Genomic DNA, 15922 nt, shown 5'->3' with positions numbered 1-15922 from the left:
AGCCTGATATAAATCACTTTAAATATGCTTTTTGGATAATTAGCATCCGTTTTTCCGAGCTTACTGGGCAGCAGATATATAAAGGTCTGCATACTCAGTACCTTCTTTGATAGCTTTATGTAGAAGTTATTCTCGATAATCTTAAAAGTAATATCTTTCTTTTCCACTCCTGGAGGAATTACTTCAATTTGCAGGTTCTAAATCTCGTTGTAAGGATATGCACTGATGCCAATGGATTTTCAAAGTATTTGCGTTATCTCCCCCAAAATAACATCACCGATTAAAGTATTTATATATATCTCCAAAATACCTTAATTGAGCATCCTTAAAATATGCAAGCTGGAGAGTTGTTTACATAAGCTCAACTTAGATAAATTTGTTTTAAACAGGTATATTTGTGAGGAAGATCTCATTCAAACTCATTATTTGAATTCATATAATCATGTTCTGTATAAAATTTTTAAGCTTTTGATATTAGGGGGGCTTTAGTTTTTATTTAATCTCCTTAGAGTATATTCCGTGTTCGTATATTTGTATAGATAAAGCCCTTAAATTATAAAGCCTGTTGGAATATTATTTGGAGTATGAGATACTTGTGTAAAAGACAGCATTAATTCTTAGAACAGACAACTTTATATAGTGCGAAATTTGTTCTTTAACTGGGAGTAATATTAATCTACAATTATTTTTAAAAGGAATTTGATTTTAAAATCAATGGAAATCCGTCTCGAGGCATGTCCAATGATATAAAGTTATCTTTCTCATATATTTTATTCTCTTATCTCAAGTTTAATAAGGAAGAGGTTTATCAATAAAAAACAAAAGGAGAAGTTATTGGGGGGACATTTCAATAAGTGAAATTGATTTCGACGATCTATCAGGTATCTTTGAAACGTCTAAACGAAAATGGGGAGCTTAGCAGAAGTTAGTTTAGAATCTTTATTTCCTATTTATATAAACCATCAGAAGCATAACTACATGTGTAAAACTATTAAGATATTTATCCAAACTCAATTGCTAATAATCTGCTTACTAAATCCACACCCATTATAGATTAGGGGGTCAACAATCTGCTTACTAATCCATACCCATTATAGATTGGGGGTCTAATAATGGGGTTAACAGATCTAATAATCGGATCTAGTATAAATGACAGGAGTGATATGATACGGTAGAGGGAAGGGGTTGATTTATCAATGACCAAAAATGTCATAGAAGTAAATAATCTTGAACATTCATATGGTCCTATAAAAGCTGTCGATAACATAAGTTTTACTGTAAAACAGGGGGAAATTTTCTCATTTCTTGGTCCAAATGGGGCGGGCAAGAGTACCGTGATTAATATTCTTACAACACTGAAAAAGATCCAGAAGGGAGAGGCCAGGGTCAATGGATATGATGTCGCAAAGGATCCAAAATCTGTAAGAAGATCGATAGGTATTGTTTTCCAGATGCTTTGCCTTGATCATGAGATGACAGTATATGAAAACCTTGAATATCACGGTAAGATTTATTCAATGCCAAAGAAGGAAAGAAAAGAACGCATCGATGAGCTCTTAAGGCTGACAGATCTGGAGAGTAAAAGGAATACTCTGGCAAAAGATCTCAGTGGTGGTATGAAGCGAAGGCTTGAACTTGCAAGAGGATTAATGACAAGACCCGCAGTCCTCTTCCTTGATGAACCTACTGTGGGTTTCGATATCCAGACGAGAATGAAAATGTGGGAATATCTTAGAGAGATCAAGAAAGAAGGCACAACCATATTTCTGACAACACATTATATGGAAGAAGCAGATCAGTTGAGCGACAGAATAAGCATAATTGATCATGGAAAAATAATTGTCACCGGAACATCCGATGAATTAAAGAATAAACTTGGTAAAGACCTTATTTATCTAGAAACTACTAATAACAAAGTTGCTGCAGAGATTTTAAGGTCACTTAAATCAGTAAAAAGCGTAACAGAAGATACCAAGTCTCTTAGAGTCATAATAGGGGAAGATGTTACCCATGCGCTCCCTCTAATTATGGACAAAATGCGGGGAGAAGGGATAGATATTACAACTGTGAATATTAAAAAGCCCTCAATGGATGATGTTTTTGTTCATTACACAGGTCATGGATTAAGAGAAGGCAATGAGAATGGAAACCATCAAGGAACAGAAATAGGGGGGATGTCTGAGTGAACTTCGAATTTCATGCCATATACTGGAGAGAGATGGTGAAATTTTTTAGATTTAAATCGGTGCTCTTCAGTTCAATGATCCAGCCTGTGATGTGGTTGGCGTTTTTCGGGCTTGCTATGTCAGATAGTTTTGACAAATTAACTTCGCTTGTCCCCACTACATCCGGAGTTCCTGTAGTAGATTACCTTTCGTATATGGGCGCAGGAATAATTGCAATGGATGTCCTGTTCAGCAGCCTGTTTGGGGGCACAACCCTTATGTTTGATAAGAAGTTCAGCCTTTTGAGGGAAACCCTGGCAAGCCCGGTTCCCAGGTCCCACATAATTCTTGGGATTGGGCTTTCAGGTGTGACCAAGGCCCTTATTCAAACTTTTATAATAATAGGATTCGGGATACTTATAGGAATGGATTTCTTTAAGGGATATAGCCTTGCTGAGACCTTTATCGCAATCTTGGGAATTACGCTACTGGTAGCGATTTTTACTCTGGGATTCCTTTTCCTCTCGGGTTCCATTGCGATTACTATTGAAAATCCTGAAGGGATGCAGTCAATCCTTACTCTGCTCAGCATGCCTCTTTTCTTTATAAGTAACGCCCTTTATCCTATCGACGCATTTCCTAATATCCTCAAGTTTCTTTCAATGTTTAACCCACTTACGCTGCTGGCAGATGGGATCCGTTATTTTGCTTTAGGATCCGATTTCTCTGTAATGGGGAATCACTATTCTTATACAACGGCAGATATCACCTTCTCTTTCGTGGGCCTCATTATCTTCGCCCTTGTAATGCTATCTGCTGCTATGTGGAGGTTTAATAAGGTGGATATATAAGTATGTATATCCTCATTCCCCTCGATTTTTTACCATGATTATAAAGATTGCCTGTCTAGCAGGCAATCTTATTCCCAAATTTTAAGTGTAAGTTTACAATCCTAATTCTATAATTCAGAAAAGTGCTTAGGGCTATAATTAAAAACATGCAGTTAAGTTTTTGTTTTCCAAGTAATCCAGGCTTTTTAACGTGCTTATTTTCCAGTTATCATTCAATTCGAACTATAGAAGTAATAATTGCAATTATGCAGTAATTTCTCTCCTGGGGTTCTGAGTCTGATTCTTTTTCTAGCAGAATATTGGAAGAATCATTTAGGCCTGGAAACTCTTCTGGGCTAAGAACTTCAAGCTTTCATGCTTTCTCTGGGGCATGAATGGTATTATACTGTTAAAGGCTATATGCGGCAGATTCATTCCTATTGTATTTTTAAGTTAAGGATTTATTTCATTTCCATAGTTCGGCTTAGATCTATTATTGCTAGAGAAAAACAGAAACACATAGAGAAAACAGAAAAACTTTTACTATACCTCAAATTGCAGGCAGCTCACTTTAAAAGTTTATAATATAGAAAAAATGCATAAATTTTCAGGCTGTTAATCCTGTATTTATGACATTTAGACGGAGTTCTGTCATTTTATGAGATTATATAGTCTGAAACAATTGTAAATGAGGTGCTTATGACAGTTTATAGCTCTGTCTATAATGTCAGTTCACTGCGTCGATTATCTGATGACGGTTAAATTTGATGATAAAGATGTTTATAGATGGTTCCACAAAAGACGTTTTACCTAGTATAACCAATTAAAATAGTAAAACCTCTTCTCATCTCAAAAATCTAAACTTCTCTCATTTTCAAAATTCAAGTTCTCTACTTCTCAAAAATTTAAATTTTTCTATTCTTACATTTGTTGATAGCTTTCAAAAGTCCTTTACCTTTCCGTTTTTATGTCTGGATAATCTACTATTTACGCCAGGATTAACCATTCGATGGATTGCTATCGTACTCAAAAAAGAACTTACATTAAAAAATTTGTGCAGCTGAACTTTTATGTTATTTAGTTAATGCTTGTATTAGTATTCAGGAAAAGGCTTGAATTCTCTCATCTATGTTTAAGAATATCACCAATTATGCTGAAAAAAAGATTATACAGGCTGCACTGTTGCCTGAGCATACAGTCTGAGCCTGTATTGGACACCACTTAGTAACGGTAGCTGACAGTAGACATATACTATTTTACCTGAGGAATCTTCCAAAGCCGCAAAAACCCTGGCCGCCAATATAAATCAGCTTAAACTTTATTATCTGTACAAGTACTGTGATTTTTGTATAACTTATATAGTAGAACATTTTAATTCCCTCCAATATTGTAGTTTTGTTTATCCTCACTCAATTGATAGCTTACTAACTAAACTCAACTTTCGGATCCTTTGGATATGATCTGCTTCCTCCAAACCTACTTCAATACTCATTTTTATTATACTCCCAGGTTATACTCCCGAAAACCAGTTTTTGGGATTGCAGGGATGTATAAACAATCTTGGAGATTTCCAGCTAAAAGATTTAAGGATCTGAAGTATCTTTAATCTTATATCTGGATTGTATATATGCTCTTAAAGAATATTATGTAGATAACCTGAAACAATATAATCAGGCTATTCTATTTTAATTCATTTAGGAGCTTCAATATTAAGGTATAGTATCAATTTACATATAATGTGAGGAATAACAACTCCTTACAAATAATAGTTTTCCAATATTTGAAAACAGAAGTTTTTGCTGTAATTATCTTATGAGATTTCTCAACAACTCGTTTTTTAAATTGAATTTTAATTTTTCTGAGGTAAATTATCTCTTCAGAAGCCATAATGTCCTAAAAATATTATTTTTTCCCTAAATTTGGGCCTCTCATAATCAATCTGAAAACCTTAACGCTGTTTCTTTTTGATATCTCAATAAATTTGTTCAGAATTACATCGTTTTTAAAAAGAGTGAACAATTAGAAAATAAAAGGAAAGTAGAAAAGCGATAATAGCATATTTATTTTGTAAAGATGAAGTTGCCCGAAGGGCAGGCAACTTCATCTATTCTTGTTATCTCTTGATCCAAACGGCTGCCTATTTAGAAGCAGTAGAAGAATTTGAAGACTTCTGTCTGGAAGAACTGTACAATCTTTGAATACTCAAAATTTATGATCATTTCAATCCCTCACTCCTTTCTCTATTTTGTTCGTCCCCCGTTACTTCGGATTATGCAGTTGGTTTATAACTCATCTACCCTGCAGAACCCATTTCTTCACAGCTTATTTAGAAGCAGTAGAAGAATTTGAAGACTTCTGCCTGGAAGATCTTTGTAATCTTTGAATACTCAAAATTTATGATCATTTCAATCCCTCACTCCTTTCTCTATTTTGTTCGTCCCCGTTATCCCCTGAGCTATGCAGTTGGGTTTATAACCCATCTATCCTGCATAACCTATTTCTCTACAGCTTATTTAGAAGCAGTAGAAGAATTTGAAGACTTCTGCCTGGAAGAACTGTACAATCTTTGAATACTCAAAATTTATGATCATTTCAATCCCTCACTCCTTTCTCTATTTTGTTCGTCCCCCGTTATACCCCGGGTTCTGCAGTTGGTTTATAACTCATCTACCCTGCAGAACCTATTTCTTCACAGCTTATTTAGAAGCAGTAGAAGAATTTGAAGACTTCTGCCTGGAAGATCTTTGTAATCTTTGAATATTCGAAGCTTAAGATCATTTCAATCCCTCATTCTTTTCTTGATTATTCAAACCTCGTTATACCCGGTCTTTTGCAATGGGAGTATAAGGCCTTATGACCATTCTCCATAGAGACCTATTCGCTTCTGCTTTAGAAATTCAGTTACCACAGTTTGATTGAGAAGCAGAAGTTGTTCAGGAATTCGAACAACAGACCAAAGTTGAATGTAAAGGTCACTTCTATTCCCTCCATATCTCATGTTTATATCAATATCTGTCTACTGTAGATGGTATATTTTTCAAGGTCCCTGTCAGCCACTTATCAATATTCTATGATGCGTTTTCTCTTATTTTGAGGTATACAGTTTGAATTTTTAGCCAACAGTGACTGTATATAGCTATATAAAGCAAGTTATATAAGCTCAATAGAATTTAATTTCCTTATGAATAATAGTTTCTAAATGTTTAGAGTAAGGTTTCTACAAACACCCATATATTTTTTAGATTTATGTAATGTTTAAAAGTTTAGAGTTTATCTCTACTTTAATCTAAATATTAGACTGTATTTCCCAGCATTAATAAAAAAATATTTTAAATGATTGGTTTAGCTATTACTAAGTCTGCAATTGACTTTTAAGAAAATCTTTATAAATAAAACAGTACAAATTTATGAAGATTGACTCAAGAAAACAGTTATAAATTTTTTAAAAAACCCTTATCTAATGGAATAATTAATGCTATCTGTTCTCACTGTCTCTGTTTTAATTGACTATATTTCCAATATTTTTTCGTAAAGTAGTTAGTCTTATATTGATAAAATCTATATAAAGTAGGAAGCCGAATATTACATGGTGTTCTTGTAAATCCATTTCAAAATATCGCACTCGATGCTAAAAATCAATATCTGTATACCTCTATATGAGATCTTCAGACGAAATTTAAGAAAGCATAAGTTAAAATGGACTGTCTTACATAATAAGTAAAAACATTGAGATTATTCAATGTAATTTTTCTATAACATTTCAGTAACTTTGGGACAGGGGGAAGTGGATATTAACAAAAATTGTTTGCCTGATGACGGGCTTCCTATTGTCGAAGTTTCCAATGCCAGGAAAACCTATGTACTTGGGAATTTGGAGATTCCCGTTCTCTCAGATATCAATCTTAAAATTGAGCGGGGGGAATTCCTAGCTATTATGGGTCCATCTGGCTCCGGAAAGAGTACTCTTGTGAACCTTATAGGTTGCCTTGACAGGCCTACCGAGGGGCAGATTCTTGTAAAGGGAAAGGATCTAAATAGAATGTCAGATCAGGAGCTTGCTCGCCTTCGGGGGCTTGAGATAGGTTTTGTTTTTCAAACTTTCAATCTTGTTCCGCGCCTGACTGCTCTTGAGAATGTTCTGCTCCCTACTTTTGCCAACTCTAGAGATGGTATCGATCCAGTAAAGCGTGCAAGGGAACTCCTTGAAATTATGGGACTACATGATCGAATGCACCATAAGCCAGGAGAGCTTTCAGGAGGGCAGTCACAGAGGGTCTCAATCGCACGTGCGCTTATTAATGACCCTGCGATTCTTCTTGCGGATGAGCCAACTGGAAACCTCGACTCCAGAACAGGAGCTGAAATCCTTCGAATATTTATGGATTTGAATATGGAAGGAAGAACAATAATAATCGTTACACACGACCCTGAGATTGCAAAATATGCTGATAGAGTTATCTTGGTAAAGGATGGAATAATTCAATACAATTGAAAGGTGGAAGTATATGCAAAGGATTAAGAAGAATATTATAGCAACATTTTTTTCTCTACTGTTGATCTCCTCTCTTTCTGCAGTTCCTGCCTGTGCAGCTGTTGGAGGACCAAACCTGAAAGTTACAATAGTCGAAACAAATCCTTATCCTGCTAAAATAGGAGAATACCTGACTCTAACAGTTCAGGTGGAGAATATCGGAGGGGATAAAGCTGACAATGTTGATATAGAAATCGTACCTCAATATCCTTTCTCTCTTGATTCCCAGGCAAATGCTGTAAAGAACATTGGAGTTCTCTATCCTGGGAGGACTGCTACAAAGGAATTTCATCTTTTTGTAGACAAAAATGCACAGAAAGGGGTACGTTCTATTGATGTCCGTACAAAAACTGATAAAGACAGTCCCTGGAGTGAGAAAAGTTTTGACATACGAATAGGTACCGAAACGTTTAACAGCAAAGGTACAGTTGAGCTTAAGGAAGTCATTTCGGAACCTCAGGTTTTCATGCCAGGGGACAGGGGTACAATCACTGTAACTCTCACTAATACTGCAACCACCCCGACTGTTACAATTGGTGGAAATGACTTTGATACCAATGCCCGAATTCAGGCTGCGGTTTTAAGGCCCTTGTCTGATGGGATAGTTGTGCTTGACGCCCCCTACGAGGATATGGGCATTCTGGGGCCTGGAGATAGTATCAAGCTGACCTTCAATGTAAAGGTTACAGAGGAAGCTACAGAAGGAACTCATAACCTTGAACTTGCAATAGAGGGGAACTCCTTCGATTACAATAGCAAAAAGAACATTCCTCTAAAGGTCGACTCTTCAAACATAATGGTAATCCCTTCAAAGGAACTTACAATGATCAATGGAAAAGCCACAATTGAATTTGATGTGGCAAACACTCATCCTAACGAGTTTAATTCAGTAAGCATAAAACCCGAAGCTGAGGGTATAAGATTTTACCCTGCTGAATATTTCATAGGACCAATGAATCCGGATGAACTCTTTACTATCGAATTCACCGCAGTGGCGGATGATTCATGGAATCCCAGAAACGAGGAAGGGGCAAACATGAGTCTCACTGCAAATTACAATAATGGAATCAACAGGCATGTAAATACTGTAGGCAATCTGAACTTTACAAGTGTTTCGGGATCTACGGAATCTAGTCCAAAAGCCGTACTGGCAGGTGGGCTTATCATAATTGCTGTTCCCGCAGCCTTTTTGTTCTACAGAAGAAGAAAAAAGTAATCAGAAAAAAGTCAACTGACCATCATATTTACGGGGTGGAATATGATAAAATTTGCACAGGCAGTTCGCATAGCATCTGGGAGCATAGGAAGCGCTAAGCTAAGGTCTGCGCTTACGACGCTAGGAATAGTAATCGGTGTAGCCGCCGTAGTTGTTAATGCATCCCTTGGTGCTAGCTTTAATCAGTTTTTTACTGATGAGATTTCTTCTGTAGGCTCAAACTTTATTATTGCAGCTAGCAAGCAGCCAAACCTCTTCTTTGATAATGAGTATAATCTTATTAAGAACACGCCAGGGATTACAGGTGTATCTCCAAGAAAGACAATGAGTGGAGATCTAACATATCTTTCAGAAACTAAAAGCGTCAATATTGCAGGGATCAACGAAGATTTTCAGGAGATCCAAGGTCTGCAAATGGAAAAAGGTACTTTTCTGTCGGATAAAGACAGCTTTGCTGCTGTCCTTGGATACAATATTGCAAACGAGGAATTCAGTAAGAAAATATCTCATAGAAGCAATGTGAAGATTTCTTTTCGACAGGAAGACGGCACTCTTGTGACGAAATCCTTTAAAGTAAAAGGGGTATTGAAAGATTCCGAGCCAACGGTTGTAAGTCAGGACAGTGACTACGATTTGACAGTTTTCATTCCCATTTCCACTATGAATGAGATGATCGGGGAAAAAGACTATGGAGTTTTCCTTGCAATGGCGGACAGTCCTGAGAAAGTTCGTAGTATTTCAGATGAAGTGGATAGAAGATTAGCCCGAAATTTCGGGGTTCCGGAAAGAGAAATTGATGATGAGGATTCAAAACCCTATTACGTCTTTAATCAGGAGGAAGTTCTTGAACAAACAGGAAAAATTGGAGATGCTTTGAACTCTTTCCTGCTGGCTCTTGCCCTGATATCTCTCCTTGTGGGTTCAATAGGAATTATGAATATTATGCTTGTAACCGTAACTGAAAGAACGAGAGAAATCGGGATAATGAAATCTGTAGGTTACAGCAATTCCAATATTCTATCCCTTTTCTTGCTGGAATCTGTGATGGTCAGTCTCTTTGGAGGGATTGTAGGCACTTTAATCGGTGGTTTGGGAGCTTATGCTCTTGAGAGTGCCCTTGATCTTCCTCCAGTTTTCCCCTTAAAGTTGATTGAAATCGGGATTGCAATTTCTATCCTTGTGGGGATAACTGCTGGCTTATATCCTGCAAGAAAGGCTGCACGCATGAATCCTGTGGATGCTTTGAGATATGAGTAAGAAACTGTCCATTGAATAGGGCTGTTCTGCTTGGAGAAAAGCCCTTTTCTTTTTCAATCTTATCTACCTGACAATAATTCAGGCACTGGATGGGTGAACAAAACTTCTAAGTAACTCCTTAACGTTAAATTCCTTAAATCTCTTTAACAAAATTACATGAACGCTTAAGGCAGGTTGACAGGAAACTATTACACCTATCAATACGCTGGTAAAGCTATTATAAACAACTCAGATGAAAAGACTCAAACTTTACCAAACAACAGGAAAGCAAAGACTCAAACTTTGCCGAATAACTGGAAACTTCTAATAGAAAGCTAACTAGATAGCTCTCGAGAGACTGCCTATTCCCTGGCAGCTAAGTCTCATAATGTGGGGATTTCGGGGATATCACAATATGACAGATATATGAAACCTGAACGAAGATATGGAGCCTGAAAGAAACTAAAAACATGTGTGGCACTGAATAAGTGATCTCTCCTACTTCGAAAAATAGTAATTATTTCTCTATAGTTCTGGTTTTAGCATCCTGAAAATTCGTCCTATTACCTGAAATTTAAAACATGGAAATTATACAGGCTATATTATATTACTAAGATACGCATCTGATTAGATCATTTGAAAGACAGAGGAGTAGACATGGAAACGAAGACATCCATTAATGATGTTTCTGCTCCCGGAAATTCAATATTGGAGACAGGAACCGAAAATTCCAGACTTGAAGGACAACTGCCCTCAGGAGAAAACATAGTTACCTCAAATGAAGAACCGTTTGAATGTGATTTGCGCCGTTTGGCAAAACCACAGAGTGACGAAATATCATTGACGGCAGCTCCCATTATTGAAGTGATTGATGTCAAAAAGAGTTATTTTCTTGGAGGCGTGGAAGTTCCGATTCTTCACGATATCAACCTAAAAGTACAGGAAGGAGAATTCCTCGCCATCATGGGACCTTCTGGTTCGGGGAAGAGTACACTCATGAATCTTATAGGTTTCCTTGACAGACCTACTGAGGGGAAAATCATAATTAAAGGCCTTGATATCAATAAACTATCTGACAAGGAAGTTGCCAGGCTTAGAGGGCTGGAGATCGGTTTTATTTTCCAGACATTCAACCTGATCCCCCGACTTACAGCTCTTGAGAATGTTGAACTCCCTACCTATGCTAACTCGAGGAGTGGGGTTAATACTCATGAAAGAGCAAAGGAATTGCTTAGACTCGTGGGGCTGGAGGACAGAATGCACCATAAGCCGGGTGAGCTTTCAGGAGGGCAATCCCAGAGAGTTGCCATTGCCCGAGCTCTTATCAATGACCCTGCAATCCTTCTTGCGGATGAACCTACCGGAAACCTTGACTCGAAAACAGGCTGTGAAATTCTAAATATATTTAAAAAACTTAATGAAGATGGCAGAACCATTGTAATGATTACCCACGATCCAGAAATCGCAGGGTATGCAGACAGGATAGTATTCTTAAAGGATGGGATAATTCAGAGCAATGCAGAATAATCTCTGGCACTCAAATCTTGGGATTCAAGCTAATAGGGGTGAAATTGTAATGACAAAAATCAAAAATTCACTTATCCCTCTTGTAGTATCTTTGCTTCTTGTTTCCTCTCTTTTTGCAGTTCCTTCTTCTGCGGCTGTTGGAGGACCCAATCTGAAGGTTACAATAGTCGAAACAAATCCTTATCCTGCTAAAATAGGAGAATACCTGACTCTAACAGTTCAGGTGGAGAATATCGGAGGGGATAAAGCTGACAATGTTGATATAGAAATCGTACCTCAATATCCTTTCTCTCTTGATTCCCAGGCAAATGCTGTAAAGAACATTGGAGCCCTCAATCCTGGGAGGACTGCTACAAAGGAATTTTACCTTTTTGTAGACAAAAATGCACAGAAAGGAGTACGCTCTATTACTATCCGCACAAAAACTGATAAAGACAGTCCCTGGAGTGAGAAAAGTTTTGACATACGAATAGGTACTGAAACATTTAACAGCAAAGGTACAGTTGAGCTTAAGGAAGTCATTTCGGAACCTCAGGTTTTCATGCCAGGGGACAGGGGTACAATCACTGTAACTCTCACTAATACTGCAACCACCCCGACTGTTACTATTGATGGCGTTGATTATGATACCAATGCCCGAATTCAGGCTGCGGTTTTAAGGCCCTTATCTGATGGGATAGTTGTGCTTGACGCCCCCTACGAGGATATGGGCATTCTGGGGCCTGGAGATAGTATCAAGCTGACCTTCAATGTAAAGGTTACAGAGGAAGCTACAGAAGGAACTCATAACCTTGAACTTGCAATAGAGGGAAACTCCTTCGATTACAATAGCAGAAAGAACATTCCTCTAAAGGTCGACTCTTCAAACATAATGGTAATTCCTTCAAAGGAACTTACAATGATCGATGGAAAAGCCACAATTGAATTTGATGTGGCAAACACTCATCCTAACGAGTTTAATTCAGTAAGCATAAAACCCGAAGCTGAGGGTATAAGATTTTACCCTGCTGAATATTTCATAGGACCAATGAATCCGGATGAGCTTTTTACCATCGAATTCACCGCAGTAGCAGACGATTCATCAGATGTTAGAGAAACCTCAGAGCCTGTAAACCTTACACTCTCAGCAAGTTATAACAATGGGATAAACAGGCACGAAAACATAGTAAGCAACCTGTATATTCAGCCTATTGAGGAATCAACAGGGAACAGTTCAAATCTGCTTATCCAGGGCTTATTACTCGCCTTTATTGCTGTCGTAGGGATTTTAATTTACAGAAAGAAGAAAAAGAGTGAAAAATGAGTATCTCCGGGGATAGAAATTCCTGAAAACTAAACTTCAAAGGGTTAAAGGTCGAGAAATCCAGTCGGGTCTCTTTAGAACAAAGCATCTCAGTCTTTGGTCAGCCGTTTCTTTCAAAAGAAACGGTTGCCAGTCTGCTCTCTTTGGAACATAGAGTCAGCCTCATAATATTTTTTATCTTTAAGATTGTATCCGGATAGAGAGCACAAAATGACTACCAACTTAGTCGATATTCGTTCAAATTCTCTCTTTCTTATCCAGCGGAAGAGTAAAGATAAACGTACTGCCCTTTCCCACCTCCGACTCTACCCATATTTTTCCTCCGTGAAGCTCTATGTAATTTTTAGCAATATACAATCCGAGTCCGGTGCCGCCATATCCTGCGGAAGGATCGTATCCTGCGGAAGAATCAGCCTGAATAAAAGGCATAAATATTTTTTCATAATCCTCTTTCGACACCCCAATCCCGCTATCAGAAACTTTAATCTCGAGCATCCCTTCATTTTTGCGGGCACTCACTGTAACCCTTCCTTTTTCAGGGGTGAATTTTATAGCGTTATTTATTAGATTGTACAGGATCTGTCTCAGTTTTATTCTGTCAGCCCGGATGTTTTCAAGGGAAGCATCAACCTTGACTTCCATACTGATTTTCTTATTTGAGGCAAGTGAGAGGAGACTCATTCTCACTTCCCCTATAAGGCTGGCAATATCCACATTTTCATAGTAAAGGCTTCTTTCACCGGCTTCAAGCTTTGAGATATCGAGCAAATTATTGATAATTTCCAGAAGATTCTTCCCACTTATGAGAATATTACCTACATACTTTGATTGCCTCGTGTTCAGGGATCCGAAAGCCCCTTCTAGCAGTAAATCAGAGAAACCTATGACCGAATTAAGGGGAGTTCGAAGTTCATGACTCATATTCATTATTAACCCATTTTTGGTCCAGTTTGTGGCTTCTATATCCTTTCCTGCTTTGAGAAAGATATCTTCGAGTTCTATTTTGCCTTCTGGTTCATTCAAAAGCTTCCATTTTCCCTTTCTTTTGGCAAAAACATTGTTTTCTTCCATTATCTCAAGCAATGATTTCCCTGAAAGCTCTTCAAGAGGGAGAGTACAGAGCAGTGTGAGACGTTTATTATTCTCGAAAGCCGCTGTTTTGACAGCCTTCTCACACGTCTCAAGATAGGGCTTAAGGAGGTCACCATACCCTTTAAAATCAAAGTTTGTTCTAAATCCTGAAAATCCTCCTGAAAGGGTCTTCTTATATCCGTTTTTTGTAAGTTCTTTTACTGCTGATGCAAAGAGGGTAAGGTCTTCAAGGAATGGATGCTCCGGTAAAATGTCCAGCTGAGAGGAAGCGAGAGAGTGCTCGACGCACAATCCTGCCTTCTCAAATTCATGTTTTACACTATCAGCGGTTAGTTTATCAGGGGAAATCCATAAGCAGTATTCTCCCCCTTCAATTCCTTCCTTAAAATAGGCGACAAGTAGTTCTGTCAACTCTTCGATATCCTTGTATATAGCAGAGATCTGGGAACTCTGCGGAGAGTTTGAAAAAAGTCTGGGGTTTTCAACAATATTTTTTCTCAAAATCTTTCCCCCTAACATCTCAAGTGTGTTCTAATATTCTGCAACAGAGTTTGAATAGGGTATGAGACCTACTCTAGAGGCATAAGCTTTAATATTCAGCAGTTTAAGGTGACTTAGTGCATTAATTGATCAAAGAATTTCAAGCATATAATTCCCTTTCTAAATTTATGACACTTTACACCTACACTTCATTTTTTCTATGTATGTCATTAGCTTATATAAGAAGTATTCTACTTTATACTGTTCTTTTAAAAGCAGCTTAACATATCTGGCAATTTAATATTTACTTTGGCTTCTGGAAACCGCCCGAAACATTTCTTATTTTACGTTATTCTCAAAAAGTAGTCTGTGCTGCACTTTCGCATCCGAAAACTAAAGTTCAGATATGAAGTCTCAAGTAAGGTTACGGCGTCATGGTGGGAATTGGAAGGTTTTATGTGAGTATAAGGCAAGCTATCAAAATCTCTTTTGGGAATATTGGAAATGCAAAACTAAGCTTCACCCTGACAACGCTCGGAATTATTATAGGAATTGCTGCAGTGGTTGCAAATGTCTCTTTTTGGGCGAATTTCAAGGTTTTTTGAACAGAAAATAAGCGCCCAGGGCTCCAATTTCAGATTTTAAGGAGGATTCTCTCCGGTAAATTATATCCTTACTTATACTGATAAAAACCGGAACACTAATGATGTATCCTGAGAATAACTTTGAAAATATAACTTCCGGTGTATTTTGCCGGCAGATTTCGCTATATAACTAAGCCAGAACCAGGGTTGACCTGCGCAGTTTTGAGGAGAACTAAATATGGAAACTGGAGAGAAAAAGGCAATTGGAGCCAAGAATTTTCTTTATCCCATGCCTACTACCCTCGTAGGGGCTCAAGTAAATGGAAAGCCGAATTATCTGACAGTCGCATTTTGTGGAATAGTACAGGCAAGCCCTCCTATGATTGCGGTGACCCTGGGGAAGATGCACTATACAAATGGAGGAATAAAGGAAAACCAGTGTTTTAGTGTAAATATTCCTTCCAGGCATATGGTTGAGGTCACAGACTACTGCGGCATAGTCTCCGGAAAAAGAATTGACAAATCCGAAATTTTCGAAACTTTCTATGGAAAACTTGAAAAGGCTCCAATGATTCGGGAATGTCCTGTGAATCTTGAGTGCAGGCTTGTAGATACTCTGGATCTCGGAGGTGCGAGTGAAGTGTTCATAGGAGAAATTGTTGAGAGCTATGCAGAAGAACGATTTCTCTGTAATGAGATTCCTGATATTGAGAAGATCGAGCCTATAGTTTTTTCAATGTATGATAACAATTACTGGGGAATAGGAGAGCGCCTGGGCAAAGCCTGGTCTGTTGGGAAGAAGTTCGGCGAGAACAATAATGAAAAAAAAGCTGAAAACAATGAGCTGAAGGAAATAAATATTGCAGGTGTGATTGGAAGGAAATAAGCAAAAACTAAGAAATATAAAATCGGTCTTACCGGAAAGACTATTCTAATCACTGGTTAAGCTCACAGATAC

At 37.8% G+C, this 15922-nt stretch carries 10 protein-coding genes; 9 read left to right on the top strand and 1 reads right to left on the bottom strand.

The genetic code is table 11. The features are described 5' to 3' along the window. Nucleotides 1-1196 precede the first annotated feature (1196 nt). The 7 genes from MSTHT_RS08185 (at nt 1197) to MSTHT_RS08150 (ending at nt 12808) form a co-directional block, all read left to right on the top strand. Entirely contained in the window at nt 1197-2186 is a 990-nt protein-coding gene (locus tag MSTHT_RS08185) for an ATP-binding cassette domain-containing protein (RefSeq protein ID WP_048167358.1), read from the top strand. Then, nucleotides 2183-3016, top strand: a complete 834-nt coding sequence (locus MSTHT_RS08180; RefSeq protein ID WP_048167357.1) for an ABC transporter permease — start codon at nt 2183-2185, stop codon at nt 3014-3016. The genes MSTHT_RS08185 and MSTHT_RS08180 overlap by 4 nt, the downstream gene beginning before the upstream one ends. A gap of 3763 nt (nt 3017-6779) precedes the next feature. Continuing rightward, nucleotides 6780-7487 (top strand): ABC transporter ATP-binding protein, encoded by a 708-nt coding sequence (locus MSTHT_RS08170; protein ID WP_082086810.1) that lies wholly within the window; start codon nt 6780-6782, stop codon nt 7485-7487. A 13-nt stretch (nt 7488-7500) separates the two neighbouring features. Next, nucleotides 7501-8742 carry a COG1361 S-layer family protein gene (locus MSTHT_RS08165; RefSeq protein WP_048167355.1) on the top strand — a complete coding sequence of 414 codons (1242 nt, stop codon included), beginning with the start codon at nt 7501-7503 and terminating at the stop codon, nt 8740-8742. A gap of 42 nt (nt 8743-8784) precedes the next feature. Then, nucleotides 8785-9999, top strand: a complete 1215-nt coding sequence (locus MSTHT_RS08160; RefSeq protein ID WP_048167354.1) for an ABC transporter permease — start codon at nt 8785-8787, stop codon at nt 9997-9999. Between the two features lie 636 nt (nt 10000-10635). Continuing rightward, nucleotides 10636-11505, top strand: coding sequence for an ABC transporter ATP-binding protein (locus tag MSTHT_RS08155; protein ID WP_048167353.1), 870 nt, complete (start codon nt 10636-10638; stop codon nt 11503-11505). Between the two features lie 49 nt (nt 11506-11554). Further along, nucleotides 11555-12808 carry a COG1361 S-layer family protein gene (locus tag MSTHT_RS08150; RefSeq protein ID WP_048168473.1) on the top strand — a complete coding sequence of 418 codons (1254 nt, stop codon included), beginning with the start codon at nt 11555-11557 and terminating at the stop codon, nt 12806-12808. A 237-nt stretch (nt 12809-13045) separates the two neighbouring features. Here MSTHT_RS08150 and MSTHT_RS08145 read toward each other — a convergent pair whose 3' ends face one another. After that, nucleotides 13046-14401, bottom strand: a complete 1356-nt coding sequence (locus MSTHT_RS08145) for an ATP-binding protein (protein WP_052721859.1) — start codon at nt 14399-14401, stop codon at nt 13046-13048. A 413-nt stretch (nt 14402-14814) separates the two neighbouring features. On the opposite strand from MSTHT_RS08145, the gene MSTHT_RS14515 reads away from it, so the two are divergent. Next, on the top strand, nt 14815-14985 hold the full coding sequence (locus MSTHT_RS14515; protein WP_156149736.1) for a hypothetical protein: 171 nt from the start codon (nt 14815-14817) through the stop codon (nt 14983-14985). Nucleotides 14986-15202: 217 nt separating this feature from the next. Further along, nucleotides 15203-15850, top strand: coding sequence for a flavin reductase family protein (locus MSTHT_RS08140; RefSeq protein ID WP_048167352.1), 648 nt, complete (start codon nt 15203-15205; stop codon nt 15848-15850). The last annotated feature ends 72 nt before the right edge of the window (nt 15851-15922 follow it).

Origin of the sequence: Methanosarcina thermophila TM-1, assembly GCF_000969885.1 — an archaeon.
GTDB classification, from domain to species: Archaea; Halobacteriota; Methanosarcinia; order Methanosarcinales; family Methanosarcinaceae; genus Methanosarcina; species Methanosarcina thermophila.
The sequence above is the reverse complement of the archived record's forward strand: the minus strand, read 5'-3'. Positions and strand labels throughout refer to the sequence as shown.

What these genes read in the sequence shown, in the direction of transcription:
- MSTHT_RS08140 (WP_048167352.1), top strand. Translation starts at nt 15,203, where the DNA reads ATGGAAACTGGAGAGAAAAAGGCAATTGGAGCCAAGAATTTTCTTTAT.
- MSTHT_RS08150 (WP_048168473.1), top strand. Translation starts at nt 11,555, where the DNA reads ATGACAAAAATCAAAAATTCACTTATCCCTCTTGTAGTATCTTTGCTT.
- MSTHT_RS08165 (WP_048167355.1), top strand. Translation starts at nt 7,501, where the DNA reads ATGCAAAGGATTAAGAAGAATATTATAGCAACATTTTTTTCTCTACTG.
- MSTHT_RS08185 (WP_048167358.1), top strand. Translation starts at nt 1,197, where the DNA reads ATGACCAAAAATGTCATAGAAGTAAATAATCTTGAACATTCATATGGT.
- MSTHT_RS14515 (WP_156149736.1), top strand. Translation starts at nt 14,815, where the DNA reads ATGGTGGGAATTGGAAGGTTTTATGTGAGTATAAGGCAAGCTATCAAA.
- MSTHT_RS08160 (WP_048167354.1), top strand. Translation starts at nt 8,785, where the DNA reads ATGATAAAATTTGCACAGGCAGTTCGCATAGCATCTGGGAGCATAGGA.
- MSTHT_RS08155 (WP_048167353.1), top strand. Translation starts at nt 10,636, where the DNA reads ATGGAAACGAAGACATCCATTAATGATGTTTCTGCTCCCGGAAATTCA.